The organism is Microbulbifer sp. ALW1 (assembly GCF_009903625.1).
Classification (GTDB): domain Bacteria; phylum Pseudomonadota; class Gammaproteobacteria; order Pseudomonadales; family Cellvibrionaceae; genus Microbulbifer.
In genome coordinates this window covers 1,570,881-1,590,409 of sequence record NZ_CP047569.1, presented here as the reverse complement: position 1 = coordinate 1,590,409, position 19,529 = coordinate 1,570,881, and the positions used below count along the sequence as shown (strand labels likewise).

Here is a 19,529-nt window from a genome sequence, read left to right as displayed (position 1 = left end):
ACCCTTCTTATTTACTTTATCTGCTACTAACTTCCAAACTCATCCCGCTGCTCAACCAAAAAATCAATCAACGCCCTTATCTTCGCCGGCATCTGCGCTCGCGAAGGCACATACAAAAAGAATCCCGGAAAAGGCTCACACCAGCTCTGCAACACCCTCACAAGTGAGCCATCGGCCAAATACTGCTGTACGCACAGATCCAAGTGCTGCACGACCCCCACACCATTAAGCGCGGCACGCAGCATACTTTCGTCATCATTGAACACCCCGTTGCCCTTCGGCTCGAACACCAGTGTGCGTTTATCAGCATCCGGCGATGTGAAGGACCAGCGGTCGATGTTGCCACTGGAGGTGAAACGAAAGGCGAGGCAGTTGTGCTGCAACAAGTCATCCGGCGTTTCCGGAGTGCCGTGCTTGGCGAAATATTCCGGGGAGCCAACGATCGCCATCGACATCGGCGGTGTTATCGGCACAGCCACCATATGCTCAGCGAGACTTTCCCCCAGGCGAATGCCTGCGTCCATACCACTGGAAATGATATTGGAAAGGCCATCATCCAGGATCAATTCCAACTTTAGTTTGGGGTACCACGCCAGGAATGTTTCCATCTTTGGCTCCAGCAATAACCTGGCTGCCACCCTCGACGTATTGATCCGTATTACACCGGACGGCTCTGCCTGCGACTCCCCCACCTCAGAGACTGCCCGGTCGACCGACTCAATGGCCGGGGTAAGAACGTCAAACAGCCGCTGCCCCTCCTCTGTTAGCGACATGCTGCGCGTACTGCGATTCAGCAAGCGCACATTCAGCTGCTGTTCCAGCGATTTCAGGTGCTGCGACAGGGCTGCGCGTGATACCTCCCCCTCCTCCGCGGCCTTAGTAATGCTGCTGTGATGCGCTATACGCACAAACCACACTAGAGATGGGTACAGCGAGGGATCGATGGCCATATTGTTAACCTGCACTTAACACTGATTTAAGTTTTAGCACGTTTTTCCAAATAAGGCCCGCCATTAATATTTCCCCTGTCTGAGCACAACGGCTCAGAAAAACACTGAGACCGAAGCTACCAACATGAAGGGCACCATCATGAAAAGCATCAGCATCAAGAACCTCAACGGCCAAGGCGTCACTATCGCCGCCAACGTGTACTTCCCTGCCGACTTTGATGAAAGCCAGCAGTACGCCGCAGTCGTGGTATCCCACCCCGGTGGTGGTGTGAAGGAACAGACCGCAGGCCTCTATGCCGAGCGACTGGCAGAGAGTGGCCTGGTCACGATTGCTTACGACGCCTCTTACCAGGGAGCGAGCACCGGTACCCCGCGTCAGCTGGAGAACCCCTACATCCGCACCGAGGATGTCAGTGCCGTGATCGACTACCTGACCACATTGTCATATGTCGACAACGACCGCATCGGCGCCATGGGTGTCTGTGCTGGCGGCGGCTATTCCGCCAATGCCGCGATCACCGACCGCCGCATCAAATCCCTGGCCACCGTGAGTGCGGTAAACATCGGCCAGATGTTCCGCAACGGCTGGGAGAACACCGTCAAGGATGCCGACGCACTGCCGTATGTTGTGGCGGGCTCCGAAGCGCGCACCAGTGACGCCAACAGCGATGAACTGGGCACCCTGCCTCTGGCCCCAATGAAGGAGGAGGATGCGCCCAATGAAGAGCTGCGTCAGGCATGGGAGTACTACCACACCGACCGTTGCCAGCACCCCAATGCACCCGGTTTTATGACCGCTCGCAGCCTGAACCAGATCATCACCTATGACGCCTACAACCTGGCCGAAGCCTTCCTGACACAACCGGTACTCACCGTTGCCGGCGACCAGGCGGGTAGCAAATGGATGAGTGATGACCTGATCGCACGCGCCGCCAGCAGCGACAAGACCATGCATGTTGTGAAAGGCGCGAACCACATGTCGCTGTACGACGTGCCCGAGTATGTGGACGAAGCAGTATCCGTACTGACGCCGTTCTTCGCGCGCACGCTGAAGTAACTGAATTCAAGGCAATTAATGTCGGGGCACAATCTGTATGTGCCCCGATTCAAAATTCGAGGTGATGTAAATGAGTAAGGTAAACGTACAAAACGTTAATTATCAGAACCTGGGATGGCAGTCGGCAGCTGACCTCTACCTGCCGCCAGAGTTTGATGACACTAAACAATACCCGGCCATCGTCAGCACGCACCCGATCGGAAGTTGCAAGGAACAAACCTCGGGCAATATCTATGCGAAGGCATTGGCGGAGGCTGGCTATGTAACTCTCGCTTTTGACGCCAGCTTTCAGGGCGAAAGCGGAGGTTCCCCGCGGTTTGTCGAGGACCCGTCGATTCGCACATCCGACATCCGCTTTGCGATCGATTACCTGGTGACTCTGCCCTATGTGGATCCAGAGCGTATCGGCGCCATCGGGGTTTGCGGCGGAGGCGGATACACCATTCACGCCGCGATTACTGATCACCGTATCAAGGCACTGACCTCCATTACCGGCGTGAACTTCGGACGCCTGATTCGCGAAGGCTTTAGTGAATTCGACCCCGTGTCTGCCCTGCTGGCCATGGGCAAGCAGCGCACCGCCGAAGCACAGGGTGCAGAACGCCACGTGATTGACTATCTGCCACCTTCGGTGGAAGAAGGCCGGGCCAATGGCATCACCGACAGGGATGTGCTGGAAGCGACGGACTACTACAAAACTGCGCGCGGCCAGCAGCCGAACGGGGCGACCAGCGGCCTGTTTTCGTTTAACAGCGCCGCCATGGGCTGGGATGCATTCCTCAACGCGGAAAGCCTGCTGACACAGCCGCTGCTTGTGGTCATCGGCGATAAACCCGGCGCTTTCGGTGCCTATCGGGATGGCTGGGAGATCTACGGACGTGCCGCGTCGAAAGACAAGCAGATCCTCGTGGCCGAAGGCTACTCCCATTACGACCTCTACGACCAGCCCGAACCTGTGGCACTGGCTATGGCCGAGATACTGCCCTTCTTCGAGCGGCACCTCTAACGGTAGCAGAGTGGCTTGAGTAAAAAGTGAGAAATGCCAGCCGACATGGCTGGCATCTTCATCAGACTCACTGGAGATACACGCGCAGACATACCGCCGGCTCTCCCGAATGTGGCAAAACAATCTATGAAAAATGTACTCGTATTGGGCGCAAACGGACAGATCGCCCGCTGGGTTATCGCTGCGTTAACCGATCGAAACGACGTGTTTTTGACGCTGCTACAGCGCAATCCGAACAAGCTTACCGGGTGGGAGCCTGCCAATGGACAGGTTGTCATTGGCAACGTACTGGATCGTAAGTTATTGCGCGCAGCAATGACTGGTCAGGACATTGTATATGCCAACCTCATTGGCGAGGACCTGGATATACAGGCAACGCGTGTGATCGAAGCAATGCAGAGCGCGGGTGTAAAGCGCCTGGTGTTCGTACTTTCGCTGGGTATTTACGATGAAGTGCCGGGCCAATTCGGTCAGTGGAACAATGCAACGATAGGAAACGACCTGCAACCCTACCGTAGGGCCGCAGATGCGATTGAGCGTTCAGGCCTGGATTACACCATCTTGAGGCCTGCCTGGCTGACCGACGAACATGAGGTGGACTACGAAATCACGACTAAGACAGACCCCTTCAAAGGAACTGTGGTATCACGCAAGAGTGTGGCAGACCTTATCGGGAAAATCATTACGTCCCCCGATCTGCACCTGGGCGGGAACCTGGGAGTAAACAAACCCGGCAGTGACGGTGACAAGCCGCACTTCATGTAAGTAGTAAATGGTTAAAGCCACCATTTTATTGTCACGTTCAGAAACCAGTCACTTGTAAAACGGAGGCACCTTAAATGTCACTTGAAATTGCAAAGACCAAGATTGGTGATGCCGAATTAATCCAGGTCATCGAAATGGATATCGGCCATCATTTCGACTGGTTTCTGCCGGACAATAACCCGGAAGCGATCCGCCAAATCACATGGCTCGACGAACCCTATCGCACAGCTGCTTACCGCCTGAACGGCCTCTCGCAGAGTTTCATCATCAAGCGCGCAGGCCGGATACTCGTTGTCGATACCTGTATCGGTAATGACAAGACGGTAGATGAGATCGAAGAGTGGAATGCCCTGCAGATTGATTTCCTGGGGCGACTGGAACGAGCCGGAATAGACAGGGAGAAGGTGACAGACGTGCTCTGCACGCATTTGCATGTCGATCATGTCGGTTGGAATACGCACTTGAATGACGGGCTTTGGCTGCCGACTTTTCCCAATGCAAAATATCATTTTGCGCGCGCTGAATACGACTTCTGGCTCGATGCGCTAAAGCAGGATAAGGAGGGAGGCATGCAGTCTGTTTCTTTCCAGGAATCCGTTTTACCCATCGCTAAAGCGGGCCTTGCCAATTTTATCGATCCACCGACGGATTTGGGGGATGGCATTACGGTTATACCTACACCCGGCCATACACGTGCACATGTCGCCGTAGTGGTGGAGGCCGACAGTAAACGTTTTGTGATTGCCGGTGATGCCATACATCACCCATGTCAGATCGCGCGGCCGCACTGGGCCACCGTTGCCGACTACGACAAGGATCAGTCGACCGCGACTCGTCGGAAGCTATTAGGTGATCTTGCCGGAACACCGACGCTGGTGGCAGGTATTCATTTCAACGTACCTTCCTTCGGTCGCATAGAGGCCGCGGTCGACGAAGACGGCTTTGTCTTCCTTCCGTACAAAGAATCGCGTTGAAACCAGTTATTTAAAGGAAAGCACTACATGGCAATGCTTGGCCAGAGCTTTGGCCACGAGGCTGGCGATTCCCAAAAAGTAGCAAATTGCTTTTGGTATTAGCCGAGCAAACAGCGTTGCCGCCCCACATTGTTCTCGGTCGCGTCGGGCTTGAGACGGTCAAAGCGGTTGAGGGTGTGCGTGCGGCGACCCGTGACGCATGGCAAGCGGTGGGCGACTGGATCGATTTTGATGTGACCGGGGAATTACCGCCGCTGCCTAATGGGCAGGCGTAGACAACGCCGCACAGGCAACCGACAAGAAATTCCGAATCGTAAGAGAGGAGATTCACAATGAGCCGTATTTGGTTTGTTACCGGTGCCACGCGTGGCATGGGTGTCGAAATCGTAAAAGCTGCGTTGTTGCGTGGTGACAAGGTTGCCGCTACCGGGCGCAATCTGGAAAAACTTCGTGAGGAATTCAGTGAAGTGCCGCCAAGTGGTATTGCACTGTTGCCGCTGGATGTTCGGGAAGAACAACAGGCAAAGGACGCGGTAAAAGCCGTCTCGGAGCGCTTTGGTCGTATCGACGTTCTTGTCAACAACGCGGGTTATTGCCTCCTTGGGCGCTTCGAAGAAGCCAGTGCGACCCAGATTAAGGAGCAATTCTCAACCAACGTCTTTGGCATGGCCAACGTGTTACGTGCCGTGCTACCAGTAATGCGTGACCAAGGTAGTGGGCACATCATCAACACCTCCTCCATCGCGGGGGTTAAAGCAGTGGCCAATGCCACCTTCTACTCCGCATCGAAGTTTGCCGTGGAAGGCATGACGCTGGCGCTGGCCGACGAGGTCGCGCCACTGGGTATTAAAGTCACCGCGATAGAGCCGGGGTTCTTTCGCACTGAATTCTTGAGCGACAACTCGGCCCAGTATGGCGAAAGGCAAATTGCCGACTATGCGCCATACGGCAATGCCCGTTCCTTGCTGGCATCCGCTGATGGCCAACAACAGGGAGACCCCGCGAAGCTGGCACAGGTTGTGATGCAGTTAGCCGCCATGGACAACCCACCGAGACAGCTGCTGATTGGCAACGATGCGGTGGACTTTGTCATGCCCTCATTACTGTCCCGCATTGAAGAAACACGCAGCTTCGAGTCCTTGACCAAGACGACCGATTTTTAATTCTCCCGCGAGACCTCTCGCCCGTTCCAAATCTCGCGCGTTCCAAATGGTGGTGAAGACAATGTCATTTCTGCACTGGATTGCTTTAGCTCTGGCACTGGTTGTCGTTGCCATAGTTGGTGTGTTGTTCAGCGTTACCCGCATAGAAAACTACCAGGCCCGGCATCTGAAAACTGTCGGGCCAGGCATACCGGCCGCATCGGACTCCAAGAGTGTTGCCGTCGTGTTTTTTTCACGTTCGGGTAACACCGGGTTGGCCGCCCGTCACCTGGCTAAACAGCTCGATGCGCATCTGGTGGAACTGCAGACCACGGAATACGAGTTGGGAATGGCAGGTCTTGCTAACGCGCTCAAAGATGCCAACGCATTAAAAGGCAATCATCAGGCGCTGCCCGATATCCAGCCCCGCACTGTTGACCTATCGTCTTTTGAAACCGTTTACCTGGGGTCACCGATTTGGCTCTATTCACCGGCACCGCCGATTTGGGCGTTTATTGAAAGCAACCGTTTTGATGGGAACCATGTGGTTTTATTCAATACGTTCAACAGTAACTTCAGCCAGGAGCGAATTGAATCCTTCCGCAGCAAAGTAATGAGTCGGGGAGCCAAGTCCTTCACACATCTTCAGTTCAAGCGCGGAAGGATGACACAGCAAAAGACTCCAGAAGAGATGTTGGAGTCAATCGATACACAATGGATGCCGGTTATTGAGCGCCCCTAGGGTTGCATATGTCGGGGTAAATAAGCCGCGGCCTTGGCAAGGCTGCGGTGGTGAGCGATATGGGCGATCCATGCCAGGGAGGGAAGAAGCGACGGGTCCATCAGGCAACCCGGTTGTAAAGTTTCACTTACCACTATTTTCACGATTAGCACCTTTTTCAGCCCCAATCAGATGCCTATTATTCGTTCACCAACTGCAAGTCGCCGGTTGAGGCCCACGTCAGCTGGGCAATGCGTCAGCGACCACCCCAAACCGTAATTGGAGAAGACTATGCAAACGGTCATGATCAAGACCCAGTACTGGGACATCGCAGCCAACATCTACTTTCCCCCCGGCTTTGACGACCAGAAGCAATACCCGGCCATTATCAGCGCTCACCCCATCGGGAGCTGCAAGGACCAGACAGCGGGCAACGTTTATGGTGAAGCCCTCGCGAAGGAAGGTTTTGTCGTCATTGCTTTCGACCGCAGCACACAAGGGCAGAGCGGCGGTGAGCCCCGCTATACGGAAGACCCGGCGTTGGCCGTAGAAGACTTCAGCCGCGTAACCGACTATCTGGTGACTCTGCCGTACGTGGATGCCGACCGCATCGGGGTGCTGGGGATCTGCGGCGCCGGCGGCTATGCCATCAATGCGACCATGATCGAGCGCCGCATTAAGGCCCTTGTCAGCATTACCGGTGTCAATTTCGGCCGCCTATGCCGTGAAGGCTTCAGTGATTTCGACCCCATCGGCCAGATGGAAGCGGTGGCTAAGCAACGCACCGCCGAGGCCAGGGGGGAAGCACTCAAGGTCGACCTGTTCGTACCCCCTTCCCTGGAGGCGGCAGCCGAAGCGGGTATTACCGACGTCGACGTGCTTGGTGCCACCGACTACTACCGTAATCACTGTGTCAACGACAATGCCGGCACGCGCGCATTGTTCTCCCGTCGCGCCGCCTCCGCTGCCTGGGATGCCTTCCATCTGGCCGAGACCCTGCTGACAACGCCGATGATGGTGGTGGTCGGCGACATACCTGGTGGCTTTGGTGCCTATCGCGATGGCCTGGAGATTTACGCGCGCGCTGCGTCGAAGGTCAAGGAACTGGTGGTCATCGAGGGTTACTCCCACTACGACCTGTATGACCAGCCGGAGCCAGTGTCTCAGGCTCTGGCCAAGTTAATTCCATTTTATAAGGAACACCTGTAGCTGCAGCGTGTGGGCGTGGATTCACCGCGCCCTATTCGGCAACCGCTTCAGACACTTGTGAATCGCTTATTTCGGCAAACGACACCATCGGAGTTATTCAAGATGACAGTCAAACATTCCGACACAGTATTTGAGTCTTTTACCTTTAAAAATGGCACAACCCTACGCAATCGAATTGTGATGGCACCAATGACGACTTGGTCCGCCAACCCTGATGGGAGCGTTTCCGATCAGGAGCTTGACTACTATCGCCACCGCGCCAACGGCGTCGGCATGGTGCTGACAGGATGTACCCATGTAATGGAAAACGGTATTGGCTTCACGGACGAGTTTGCGGCACATGATGACCGATTCATCCCGAGTTTGCGGAGTCTCGCCCAAGCCGCAAAGAGCGGCGGTGCTCCGGCCATCCTGCAGATATTTCATGCGGGTAATAAGGCGGTCCCTGACCTGGTACCCGACGGTAAAATCGTGAGTGCAAGTGCATTGAAGGCGCAACCAGGTCCATTCAACAGCGGGGAAGTTACGAGCCACGCACTGACTCATGAGGAAATCCTGGAAGTAATTCGGGCATTTGGTGAAGCCACTCGACGTGCCATCGAAGCCGGATTTGATGGTGTTGAGCTACATGGCGCACATGGGTTCCTGATCCAAAACTTTTTCTCGCCCATGTTCAATCAGCGTACCGATGAGTGGGGTGGCTCTCTGGAAAATCGCATACGCTTCCCTTCAGCCTTGGTTAAGGAAGTACGGCAGGTCATCGAAATGCATGCCGAGCAGCCGTTCCTGCTTGGGTATCGAATTTCGCCCGAAGAGTCCGGGGAAGGCGCACTGAGGATTGACGACTCCTACGCACTCATTGATCGCCTGATCGAGAGCGGAGTGGATTACATACATGTTTCGTTAGCGGACATTCTGAACGCGACACCAGTCAATGCCACGGCAGATCAGCTGACTGCCGAGTTGATCACTGAACATGTGGCCAACCGCGTACCTGTTATCGCAGCAGGTAACGTTCGAACGCCTTCAGAGGCTGAAGAAGCACTGAACCTTGGCCTGTCACTGGTCGCCGTAGGAAAGGGACTAGTGATGAACCCCGACTGGGTTGAGCTGGCACAAAGTCAGCGGGCCAGTGAGATTGATACGGAGTTGGCGCCTGAAAAAGTGTCCGGATTCGTTATCCCTGACAAGTTGTGGGGTGTGATCGAGGCTTCCAGGGGAAACGGCTGGTTTCCATTCCGTGAAGACGATCTCGTTGAGGCTTAACCCGCCTCTTGAAGCACTGGATGGTGGAGCGTGCCTGTTCGAGTTGCCGTGGAAGTAAAGAAGGCAGCATGGATTTTGCACAACCTGCAGCGGACACTGGCGCCCTCCTCTGGATGGGGAAAGGCGCCTTGTTTTGTAACACTAGATGTAACACCAAGCAGCACAACACGCCCAAAGTACCCGCCGATAATGCCCGCGGACGTATGTTGACTTCCGCCGTTAATCTAACGCTCTCAACTTAACTGTTCAGGGCCAACTTGCACCACAAGCTTCCCAAAGTTCTCACCTTGCAATAAGCCGATAAAGGCCGATACCGCGTTTTCAAGGCCCGTGACTTTGTCCTCTTTATATTTGATCTGACCCGACATCAACCAAGACACCATGGCTTGTTGAAACTCATCATAGCGATGGCCATAGTCATCAAAGACGATGAAGCCCTGCATTTTAATCCGTTTGACCAGCAGGTTACTCATTAACAATGGCATGCGATCTGGGCCTGCCGGTAAATCCGTTGCATTGTATTGAGCTATCAAACCGCACAGCGGAATGCGCGCTTTCGGGTTTAATAATGGCAATACCGCATCAAACACCTTGCCGCCGACGTTTTCGTAGTAAATATCAATCCCTTTCGGACATGCTTTAGCAAGTTGCTGATCCAGGTCATCGGCATGGTGATTAAGGCATTCATCGAAACCAAGCGCATTCACCGCGTAGTCGCATTTTTCCTGACTGCCCGCTATACCAATCACTTTACAGCCCTGGATTTTGCCAATTTGGCCAACCAGGCTGCCCACAGCGCCTGTCGCGGCTGCCACCACTAGGGTTTCACCGGCTTTGGGATCACCAATGTCCATCAGCCCCATGTATGCGGTTAGCCCCGGCATACCCAATACACCCAGGCCATAGGATGGGTTTGGCATTGCTTTATCGAGTTTGATCACACCTTCGCCATTCGACAGGCTGTAGTCTTGCCAGCCGCCAAATGCCACCACCAGGTCGCCTTTTTCGAAGTCTGCGTTCTTTGATTCTTCAACGCAGCAAATACTGCCACCAACCATCACCCCGCCAATGGCTACGGGTTCTGCGTATGATTTCGCGTCGCTCATACGCCCACGCATGTACGGATCGAGTGACAAGTAGATGGTTCTGAGCAGGATTTCGCCTTCATCCGGGGTTGGCACCGCGGATTCAACAAGTTTGAAATCATCTGATGTAGGCGCGCCATGAGGGCGAGATGCCAAGGTAACCTGGCGGTTAATATCGCGGCGTTGATTCATATAGGCACCATCGTTCTGCTCCGATGAACCCCGATGCACTGTGGCACGGGGGTCATGAGCGGGTTGATAACCGATCTAGCGATCTTTTTCCTTCCGGACTTCCTCGATAAAGTCTACGGCAATTTCTGTGATTCCTCGCTCGCGTGCCGCAGCTTCCACCTTCTTCTTAACGGTACCGCGTACGAATATGGGCACAAAATCCATCGACAGTTCCGCGGTCAAATTCCACTTGATCTCAGACTCACTCAGCGCTCAGCTCACTTAACAGGTAAATAGTCAGGTTAAATTGATCACCGAGCCAGTCTGCTCCACCTGGAAGGACGGGCGCGATTTCACCTATCAAGCCATTGAGTGGCCAGCTTTACCTTGTTGTTTGTCAAAAATGTGGGTGATTCCCCTAAGTATCGAAAATAATGTGGACTCAATACTACTGCGCTTCTTGCTGGATCCGGCTTGCGAGCTGATCACCAAGGGGGAAGTTATGGAACACAGCTACTGACTGGCAAGTTCCCATTTGCGCCGGCCATTCTACCTCTCAACTACAGTTAGGTATGGGATGCCACCAAATGGGGCAGAAGAGAAATATTGGAATGCTCAGAGTTCGGTGCCCAAAAGAGTTGACCACTACACGTCCCCCTTTCCAGCCCCCGTAGGATCCACTGATAAGAAATGCTTTGACTTAGCCCACAGGGGGGCATACAGTGGCCCTAGTTAAAAAGTAAGTCTCTTGTTTAAATCCTCAGTTTCGTCGTAGTCGTTGTTCTTCGTCCTGTAGCATCTAAATTCCAGTCTTTTTTTTGCTATTCATGCCTCATGAAGGCGTACCCCTATTTGTTTACAGGAAATTATCATGTCTAACACAACTACCGGCGTTGTTAAGTGGTTTAACGAATCCAAAGGCTTTGGCTTTATTGAACAGAAATCTGGTCCTGACGTTTTCGCACATTTCAGTGAAATCGTAAGCTCAGGTTTCAAAACCCTGGCCGAAGGCCAGGCTGTTGAGTTCTCCGTAGCGCAAGGCCCGAAGGGTCCGCAAGCTGAAAAAATCGTTTGCCTCTGAGCGAATACGCTCACACCTGTAGTGAACCAGACTCTGGTTTGCTGCTGAGTGGCCGTCAGTGCCACTCTGGTTGCGCCACCCCCTTGGGTCGCGCAATCTGAAAGTCGGGCGTCCACACTAAATCTGGTGTGCATGCCCTACCGCAACGTCCCTCAACACTGTTGAGTCATATCCGCCTGCATATCTTGCCGAGTAACACCTGATCTGTCCTGACACACCACTCCAGTTTTTACCAAGCGCAATCTTATTGGCGGTTTTCCCAAGAGGAAATCATGAGCAAATCCCCAATAGCTACGTTTAATCCACTGGACGCTGAGAAATACAGTAATCCCATTCCCGCACGCGAGTACATCATGAGCTTGCTGGAAAAGAACAAGAAAAATCTCGATCGGGAGCAACTGGCAAAAGTCCTGCATCTCTCTGGCGATGAGCAGAAAGAAGCTCTGCGCCGCCGTTTGCGCGCCATGGAGCGCGACGGGCAAATTCTTTTCGATCACGGTAAAGGTTACAGCCTGGTGAAACCGGAAGATCTGGTAAGCGGCCGAGTCATCGGCCACCCGGATGGCTTCGGCTTTCTTACCAGTGATGACGCCGACGAATACCTGTTTTTATCCGATAACGAAATGCTGAGCGTCTTCGACGGCGACCGCGTGCAGGCCCGCATCAGCGGCACAGACCGCCGCGGCCGTAAAACCGGCGTTATTGTTAGTGTGCTGGAACGCAACACCACACACCTGGTGGGTCGGTTACAGTTTGAGGAGGATCACTACTTCCTCAAGCCGGAAAACAGCCGCATTACCCATGAAATTGACCTCGACCGTGACGAACTGATGGGCGCACAGCCCGGGCAGTATGTGTTTGTCGAGATCACCGAATTCCCCAACCGCCGCTACAACGCCTTCGGCCGCGTGACTGAATTGCTCGGCGATTCCATGGGGCCCGGCATGGAGATCGATGTGGCGATTCGCAGCCACAGTATCCCGCACAGCTGGCCAAAGGATGCACTGCACCAGGCGAAGCGGCTGGGCAGCCAGGTACCCGAGGCAGACAAACTGCACCGCGCCGATTTGCGAGCACTGCCGTTTGTGACCATCGATGGTGAAGATGCCCAAGATTTCGATGACGCCGTGTACTGCAAAAAAGACGCATCCGGCGGCTGGCGACTGTTCGTGGCGATTGCCGATGTGTCCCACTACGTGTCGCCGGGCAGTGCGCTCGACCAGGAAGCGCAAACGCGCGCGACGTCCGTGTACTTTCCCGGCCGCGTTGTGCCGATGCTGCCGGAATCGCTGTCCAATGGTTTGTGCTCGCTCAATCCCAAGGTAGACCGATTGGTTATGGTCTGTGAGATGACCATTAGCAAGTCCGGTGAAATGACTGGTTACACCTTTTCTGAAGGGGTGATCCACTCCCATGCCCGGCTCACCTATAACCAGGTGAACGCGTTCATCACCTCGCCGGATTCGCGATCCGGGCGGCAGGCTGTCCGCCACCTCAACGGCACAGATGCGCACATCCAGGCGTTGCACCAGCTGTATTCGGTATTGAAAAAGGCGCGCACAAAACGCGGGGCCATGGACTTTGAAAAGCCGGAAGTAAAATTCCACTTCACCGAAGACCGCAAGATCGAACGTATAGTCCCGGTCATTCGCAACGATGCCCACAAGATGATTGAGGAGTTTATGCTGAGTGCCAACGTGGCGACCGCAGACTTCCTCAAGAAACAGAAAATGCCGGCGCTCTACCGGGTGCACGATGGCCCCAGGGATAAAAAGCTCACCAGCCTGCGCGTATTCCTGAATGAACGGGGACTCAAGCTGGCCGGCGGCAACAAGCCCTCGCCCGCACATTACGACCGGCTACTGAGCAGTATTGGGCAGCGCACCGATGCCCAGACCATCCGCACCATGATGCTGCGGTCACTGAGCCAGGCGGAGTACAGCCCGGAAAATCGTGGCCATTTTGGTCTCGCTTATTCCGCCTATGCGCATTTTACCTCGCCCATCCGTCGCTACCCGGACCTGCTGGTACACAGAGCCATTCGCTCGGTGATCCGCCAGGAAAAGCAGCGCAACCCATTCCGTCGCGCGCTTAAATTTGTGTTCGGCGCGGGCAGCGCACCGGTGCAGCGCTTCGAGAGCGCCGAACCCCTCTCCCCCGGGAAAAGTTACCCCTACGACAAGCCGGCCATGCAGACGCTCGCGGTACATTGCTCCAACGCATCGCGCCGCGCGGACAAAGCCAGCTGGGACGTGGAAGCGTGGCTGAAGTGCGAGTATATGCAGGACTTTGTCGGCAAGACTTTTCACGGGCTGGTGGGCAGCGTCACGCACTTTGGTCTTTTTGTTGAGATTGAAGATATTCAGGTTGAAGGCCTGATACATATATCCGCGCTAAAAAATGACTACTACAACTTCGACGCCGCCACACAACGGCTTACCGGCGAGCGTGGCAATACCAGCTTCGCCATCGGCGATGCCATCAAGGTGCGCGTAGCGGGCGTCGATATGGAAAGGCGCAAGATCGAATTTACGCTGGCTCATTAAAACTCCGGTAAAAACAATGCCAGCACCCTCTATTGCCTAAAATTAAAAAGGCCCGTTACCACAAGGTAGCGGGCCTTTTTTGTATGCCATACACAAAGAAATTCGGGCTATGTATAACGGTTACGAAACTGCCGAGCCGACGATTGGCGTTGGATCTCTATGAGAAGACCGGTCATTTCAGGCACTGGAAAGTTTCATCAGCACCAATCCCGTAACAATCAGGACTGCGGCCGTGATTCTCATTGCATTCACTGGTTCGGCAAAAACAATAATCCCGACAAGAAACGCCCCGATCGCGCCAATACCGGTCCAGATGGTGTAGGCAGTACCAAGTGGAATAGTCCGCATGGCGATGGCCAACAACCAGAAGCTGCCGAGCATTGTGACCAGGGTGATGAGGGAAGGTGTTAGCTTGGTGAAGCCATGGGACTGCTTCATGGAAAAAGCCCACACAACTTCCAGGGCTCCGGCGACGAGAAGGTAAAGCCAGGACATTGACTGCTCCGCTTCAAACAGGGCCAGGTCGTCCTGGGATCAATACCCGCAATGGGGGAGGTCGTCCTCCTTCAGTAGGCGGCACAATAACTCACCATAATTATTCACGCAAGTTGCAGCCCGCCTGTACCCACATGTGCGAATCCTTTCATTGCAGAGCCACCAAAAGCGACACATGTAGTGACTGACTGAGAAGTCCACGCCCCCCGCCCTATCCACCACTCGGCTACAGTTAGGTATGGGATAGCCCAATAACTTCCACTCGCGCGGAGCATACTGTGAAACTTAACGCTGTTCTGACAGTGAATCTCATCCTGCTATGCGCCTCACTGCATGCCGAGGCGCAGGAAGCCATAGATGCCCGGACTGGCAAACTGAGATTTGAGCGTGGCTACTCGCCAGAGGAGACGGCTACAACCCGACGCCTTTCATGAACGAATTCATATCCTTTCTCGCGGTTTTGGCACTGTGTGTGATCGTGGCATCACTGCCACATTGGTCTACCTTTCAACGAAATTCCCACCCTCCAATATTGAGCGTCTCCGCAGGAATAGGGGTTACCTATGTTTTTCTCGCTCTACTTCCAAAGTTGGCAGAGGTGCAAGCGTCACTAAAAGTGAGTGAAGACAAAACATCCATTCTGCCGGTAGAACTTCATGCATATTTGGCCGCTCTTGCTGTATTCGTTATTTTTCTATTGATAGCAAACAAGGGAATCTTCGAAGATTCCAATGCAAGTAGACGCAGGACTTCATTTGGTGAATTCTTAATATTCGGCGTTTTCGGCATTTATTATGCACAGATTGGATTTTCACTGGGTGACTGGCCCAGTGAAATCATTACGGCCTACTTTGGGCTTGTAACGGCTCTCTCGATGCATTTCGTAGGCATTAACTACCATTTATGGAAACGTTACCCACGCAGGTACCCGATATTCTTTAGGTGGTTTTTTTGCACCTGTCTGCTACTAGGATGGGTAGTATCAGTCTCTACCGAACAACTTACCGGAATAGTGAAAATATCAACCATGTTTGTGGCAGGTGGGATAATCATCACCGCAATACGCGAGGAAATACCTTCACACCAGGACGCGAACACCCCCTATTTCCTAGCGTCTATTTTAGCCACCACGGCGTTCATATTGTTTACAAAAATCTCCCTTCTTAAATAGAGAACAATTACTGAAAGCGTCCATCGACTGAGCAATTAGGTATTTTTTAAACAAAGAACGAGAGAATCAAAGATCCTCCAGGTTGCTCATCAGCTGATAAAAGAATCCTATGGATTTCCCATACTCATCCACTCTGATTCTTTCATTCACCCCGTGAAAGCCGGCAAATTCCGCCATCGACTCGAGTTGAATACCGGTAATCGTGTACACATTGGGAGCGAAGGGACGCGCCTGAAAATGCTTTGAATCGGAGCCGCCGATCACTAAGAATGGCGAGACAATCAGGTCGTTCCCCCAGGTTTGGCGAATTGTTTTCTCCAACATCTTGTAACCGCTGCCATAAGGGTCCGCAATATTAGTCGGCGGTGTCGAGGCGGAGATATCCTTGATTTGGATGCGATCATCATCAATCGCCTGTTTGACATGGGCGATAACGCTTTCTTTGTTATCTCCCGGGGCGATTCTGAAATTGACTACCGCAGTTGCCGATGGCGGCAGCACATTATCCTTGATCCCGGCGTTAAACATGGTGACCGCAATGGTGGTATGCAGCATGGCGCGCGTTACCTGCTGAGCGGCCATCTCGTCGATAAACTTCTTTTCCAACTCGGTGGTTTTACTGTCATTGCCGAACGCCACCGCTTCATACATCGGCTGATCTTCTTTCGGCAGCTCCGGGCCCATAAAGCGGTACTGGTAGCGCACCGCCCGGTTAATCTTGTAGGGGAACTGGGCGTTTTCGAGCTTAGTGATCGCCGCCGCCAATATGCCAATATTGGAATACTCAGGAGGCTGGGAAGAATGTCCGCCCTCACCGTTAACTGAAAGCTGCAGACTCATGTAGCCCTTTTGCGCGATACCGATAAGAGCGGAATTTTCCTTAATACCGGGAAACACGCCCGGTATTAACGGCGCCGACTCATCGATAACAAAGGCGATTTCTTTGATACCGCGGCCTTCCAGCACATCGACGATATGCTTGACGCCTTCCGGGCCACCGACTTCCTCGTCGTGACCGAACACAAAGTAGATGGTGCGATTCGGCTGGAACCCCTCCTTGATCTTCATTTCCGCGGCTTCCAGGATCGCGTGGATCTGGTTCTTGTCATCCAGCACGCCGCGTCCCCAAATATAGCCATCCACGATTGCACCGGAAAATGGTTCCTGCTTCCACTGGTCACGGGATTCCTCGGCAATGGGCACCACGTCCTGATGCGCCATGAATACCACCGGCGGCAATGACGGGTCCTTGCCTTCCCAGGTGTACAGCAGGCTATAAGGGCGGGGCTTGCCGAGTTTCTCCCTTTTCAGGGTCTTGTGAACGTTTGGATAGGCTTCTTCCAGGAACTTGTGGTACCCCTCGAAAGCCTTTACATCAAAGTCCCCCCTATCCTGATTTGAGATTGTTGAAAACTGCACGGCCTTTGACAGTCGCTTTGCTGCTGCGTCTACATCAATATGAACTTCTACCGGCTCTATATTTTTCATCTGCATGGAAGAAAAATCTTGGCTGGCATAACTTACCTCTGAAAGTACCGCACTCAAAAATACGACGCAGAGAAACCTCGAAAAGTAATATTTGTGCGCCTCCATTATTCCACCTCATAATTTTTTACTAGTTTAATTTAGTGGTGAACAGCGGGTAATGGTTCATTACGACGTAAAAAATTAATGGAAATAGCGCTAACCGATGAATACCTAGGCTTTCAATCCGGAAACAAATAGAAGAATTCCACACTGGTTTTACTGGCGTATTTTCGACAGTTTCAAATTTCCGGCTGACTTCACCTATAAAAGGCGCCAAATCGGCGCACAGCGTCCGTCAACACGTCGACATTCAACTATTACTAAGCTACCCGCATCCCGTTTTTTCCTTGAGCAAGGAAGTGAGTAGCCCATGCATATCCGCCACTATTCCCTGTTGGTTGTCGCACTGCTAGCGGCTTGCGGCGTGGATCACGACCGCGAGGCGGCACAAGATGCCAACGAGAAGCCGGCCGCCGCAGTAACAGAGCCCAGTACCGAAAGCGAGGCAGCAAGTACCTCAAGTGCCGAATCATCTGACGCAACCGATACCGCAGCCGACACCGCAACCGACACCAATGTGAAATCAAACCCAAATCGGGACGTGTATTTCGGCAACTTGCATGTGCATACCCGCTGGTCCTTCGATGCTTACATTAACGCCGCCTGGGTAAACCCCGAAGACGCCTACCGCTGGGCCATGGGCGAAGAGATTCCCGGCGGTGGTGACGTTGGGAAACCATTGAAAATAGAACGGCCGCTGGACTGGTATATCGTTTCCGACCACGCGGAATACCTCGGTGCGCTCCCGCTTATGGAAGACCAACAAAGCCCCATCAGCAAACATCCCCTGGCCGCGGATATCACCGGTGACGACCCGAAAAAATCCTTCGATGCCTATGGCACGATCAGTGACGGCATGTACTCCAATCCGCCAAAAGTAGATCCGATCCTCGGCAGTAAAGAACTCGCCAGAACCCTTTGGTCTGAAGTGGTTGCAATTGCCGACAAGTATTACGAGCCGGGCAAATTCACTACCATGCCAGGCTACGAATGGACTTCCGCACCGGACTGGCGAAATATTCATCGGGTAGTGATTTTTCGCGACAGCGCCAAGGTGCCGGATGCACCTTTCTCTGCACTCGACTCCAGCAAGCCGGAAGACCTGTGGCGCTGGATGGATTCGCAGCGGGACAGTGGCAACGACCTCCTCGCCGTTCCGCACAACGGTAATGCCAGCGACGGAATCATGTTTCCTGTGGATAAATCCTTTGGCGGTAGTGCCCTCGATAAGGAATACGCCGCGGCGCGCATGCGCAACGAGCCGGTGTATGAAATCACCCAGATCAAGGGCACCTCGGAAACCTATCCTGCACTCTTCCCCAACGACGAGTTTGGCAACTTCGAACTCTGGGATTACACCCTCGCTCCCACCGCTACGCCTCCGGAACACAAGAAAGGTGGCTATGTGCGCGAGGCGCTGATTCGCGGTCTCAAGCTCCAGAGTGAGGGCAAAGGTAACCCGTTCAAGTACGGTTTTATCGGCGATTCCGATACCCACAATGGCGTGTCCGCGATCGAGGAAGACAACTACACAGGTAAGTTTGGCTTCGAAATAGACCCCAAACACCGGCTGGAAGGACCGCCCGGCGTGGATGAAAAAGGAGCCAAGCAGGTGCGCCATTTCAGTTCCGGTGGCGTGGCCGCGGTATGGGCAGAGTCCAATACCCGCGATGGGATTTTTGAGGCGATCAAGCGCAAGGAGACCTATGCCACGTCGGGGCCGCGGCCAATGGTGCGCTTCTTCGGTGGCTTCGAACTGTCCGGGGTCTCGCTGGGTTCGGAAGACGGCGTGAAGCAGGCCTATGCGAAAGGTGTTCCGATGGGTGGCGACCTGCCCGTACCACCAGCGGGAGGTGGCAAGGCACCGACCTTCATCGTGCAGGCCCTAAAGGAAGCGGACGGCGCCAACCTCGACCGCATCCAGATCATCAAGGGCTGGATCGATAAGGATGGTGAGCAGCAGTCCAAAATTTACGACGTCGCCCTCTCCGACGATCGCAAACCCGGTCCCGACGGAAAAATCCCACCGGTGGGGGACACCGTCAATGAGAAGGATGCCACCTATCAAAACACCATCGGTGACAACCAACTAATGGCGACCTGGACCGATCCCGAATTCGATCCATCACAACCGGCCATGTACTACGCGCGTGTTCTGCAAATCCCCACGCCGCGCTGGTCCACCTACGATGCGGTGAGAAACAATCTCAAGCGGCCGGACGACCTGCCGGTGAGCATTCAGGAACGCGCGTGGACATCGCCAATCTGGTATACCCCGGACGCGCAAACGCAGTAAATAAACA

General features: G+C 53.8%; 18 protein-coding genes. 13 read left to right on the top strand and 5 right to left on the bottom strand.

What is annotated here, in order from left to right; genetic code table 11:
- Positions 1-26 precede the first annotated feature (26 nt).
- Positions 27-950: a LysR family transcriptional regulator gene (locus GRX76_RS06500; protein WP_160152565.1), complete on the bottom strand. Its 924-nt coding sequence runs from the start codon at positions 948-950 to the stop codon at positions 27-29.
- Between the two features lie 139 nt (positions 951-1,089).
- On the opposite strand from GRX76_RS06500, the gene GRX76_RS06495 reads away from it, so the two are divergent.
- From GRX76_RS06495 to GRX76_RS06455, 9 genes are all read left to right on the top strand, one after another.
- Complete coding sequence (locus tag GRX76_RS06495) at positions 1,090-2,007, top strand: alpha/beta hydrolase (RefSeq protein WP_160152564.1); 918 nt, start codon at positions 1,090-1,092, stop codon at positions 2,005-2,007.
- Positions 2,008-2,077: 70 nt separating this feature from the next.
- Entirely contained in the window at positions 2,078-3,013 is a 936-nt protein-coding gene (locus GRX76_RS06490) for an alpha/beta hydrolase (protein ID WP_160152563.1), read from the top strand.
- Positions 3,014-3,046: 33 nt separating this feature from the next.
- A complete protein-coding gene (locus GRX76_RS06485) occupies positions 3,047-3,778 on the top strand; it encodes an SDR family oxidoreductase (protein ID WP_236250579.1) in 732 nt (243 codons plus the stop codon).
- Positions 3,779-3,852: 74 nt separating this feature from the next.
- Positions 3,853-4,752 (top strand): MBL fold metallo-hydrolase, encoded by a 900-nt coding sequence (locus tag GRX76_RS06480; RefSeq protein ID WP_160152561.1) that lies wholly within the window; start codon positions 3,853-3,855, stop codon positions 4,750-4,752.
- Positions 4,753-4,838: 86 nt separating this feature from the next.
- Positions 4,839-5,027 (top strand): hypothetical protein, encoded by a 189-nt coding sequence (locus GRX76_RS06475; protein ID WP_160152560.1) that lies wholly within the window; start codon positions 4,839-4,841, stop codon positions 5,025-5,027.
- A gap of 57 nt (positions 5,028-5,084) precedes the next feature.
- The gene (locus GRX76_RS06470) at positions 5,085-5,915 is read left to right on the top strand and encodes an SDR family NAD(P)-dependent oxidoreductase (RefSeq protein WP_160152559.1); all 831 of its coding nucleotides are present in this window, start codon (positions 5,085-5,087) and stop codon (positions 5,913-5,915) included.
- A gap of 61 nt (positions 5,916-5,976) precedes the next feature.
- The gene (locus GRX76_RS06465; RefSeq protein ID WP_201276929.1) at positions 5,977-6,636 is read left to right on the top strand and encodes a flavodoxin; all 660 of its coding nucleotides are present in this window, start codon (positions 5,977-5,979) and stop codon (positions 6,634-6,636) included.
- A 270-nt stretch (positions 6,637-6,906) separates the two neighbouring features.
- Positions 6,907-7,824 carry an alpha/beta hydrolase gene (locus tag GRX76_RS06460; RefSeq protein WP_160152558.1) on the top strand — a complete coding sequence of 306 codons (918 nt, stop codon included), beginning with the start codon at positions 6,907-6,909 and terminating at the stop codon, positions 7,822-7,824.
- Positions 7,825-7,926: 102 nt separating this feature from the next.
- A complete protein-coding gene (locus GRX76_RS06455) occupies positions 7,927-9,090 on the top strand; it encodes an NADH-dependent flavin oxidoreductase (protein WP_160152557.1) in 1,164 nt (387 codons plus the stop codon).
- A 233-nt stretch (positions 9,091-9,323) separates the two neighbouring features.
- Here the strand turns inward: GRX76_RS06455 and GRX76_RS06450 are convergent, their stop codons facing one another.
- Both GRX76_RS06450 and GRX76_RS06445 read right to left on the bottom strand, forming a co-directional pair.
- Complete coding sequence (locus GRX76_RS06450) at positions 9,324-10,367, bottom strand: NADP-dependent oxidoreductase (RefSeq protein ID WP_160152556.1); 1,044 nt, start codon at positions 10,365-10,367, stop codon at positions 9,324-9,326.
- 75 nt (positions 10,368-10,442) lie between these two features.
- Positions 10,443-10,589: a PCP reductase family protein gene (locus tag GRX76_RS06445; RefSeq protein WP_255461862.1), complete on the bottom strand. Its 147-nt coding sequence runs from the start codon at positions 10,587-10,589 to the stop codon at positions 10,443-10,445.
- 628 nt (positions 10,590-11,217) lie between these two features.
- Between GRX76_RS06445 and GRX76_RS06440 the strand changes: the two genes are divergently transcribed.
- Positions 11,218-11,427, top strand: coding sequence for a cold-shock protein (locus tag GRX76_RS06440; RefSeq protein ID WP_160152554.1), 210 nt, complete (start codon positions 11,218-11,220; stop codon positions 11,425-11,427).
- Positions 11,428-11,699: 272 nt separating this feature from the next.
- The gene (rnr, locus tag GRX76_RS06435) at positions 11,700-13,973 is read left to right on the top strand and encodes a ribonuclease R (protein WP_160152553.1); all 2,274 of its coding nucleotides are present in this window, start codon (positions 11,700-11,702) and stop codon (positions 13,971-13,973) included.
- 177 nt (positions 13,974-14,150) lie between these two features.
- Here the strand turns inward: rnr and GRX76_RS06430 are convergent, their stop codons facing one another.
- Complete coding sequence (locus GRX76_RS06430; RefSeq protein WP_160152552.1) at positions 14,151-14,468, bottom strand: multidrug efflux SMR transporter; 318 nt, start codon at positions 14,466-14,468, stop codon at positions 14,151-14,153.
- Positions 14,469-14,898: 430 nt separating this feature from the next.
- On the opposite strand from GRX76_RS06430, the gene GRX76_RS06425 reads away from it, so the two are divergent.
- Positions 14,899-15,639, top strand: a complete 741-nt coding sequence (locus GRX76_RS06425; protein ID WP_160152551.1) for a hypothetical protein — start codon at positions 14,899-14,901, stop codon at positions 15,637-15,639.
- Between the two features lie 66 nt (positions 15,640-15,705).
- On the opposite strand, the gene GRX76_RS06420 is transcribed toward GRX76_RS06425, so the two are convergent.
- Positions 15,706-17,232 (bottom strand): M20 family peptidase, encoded by a 1,527-nt coding sequence (locus GRX76_RS06420; protein WP_160152550.1) that lies wholly within the window; start codon positions 17,230-17,232, stop codon positions 15,706-15,708.
- Between the two features lie 304 nt (positions 17,233-17,536).
- Between GRX76_RS06420 and GRX76_RS06415 the strand changes: the two genes are divergently transcribed.
- Positions 17,537-19,522 (top strand): DUF3604 domain-containing protein, encoded by a 1,986-nt coding sequence (locus tag GRX76_RS06415; RefSeq protein ID WP_160152549.1) that lies wholly within the window; start codon positions 17,537-17,539, stop codon positions 19,520-19,522.
- Positions 19,523-19,529 lie beyond the last annotated feature (7 nt).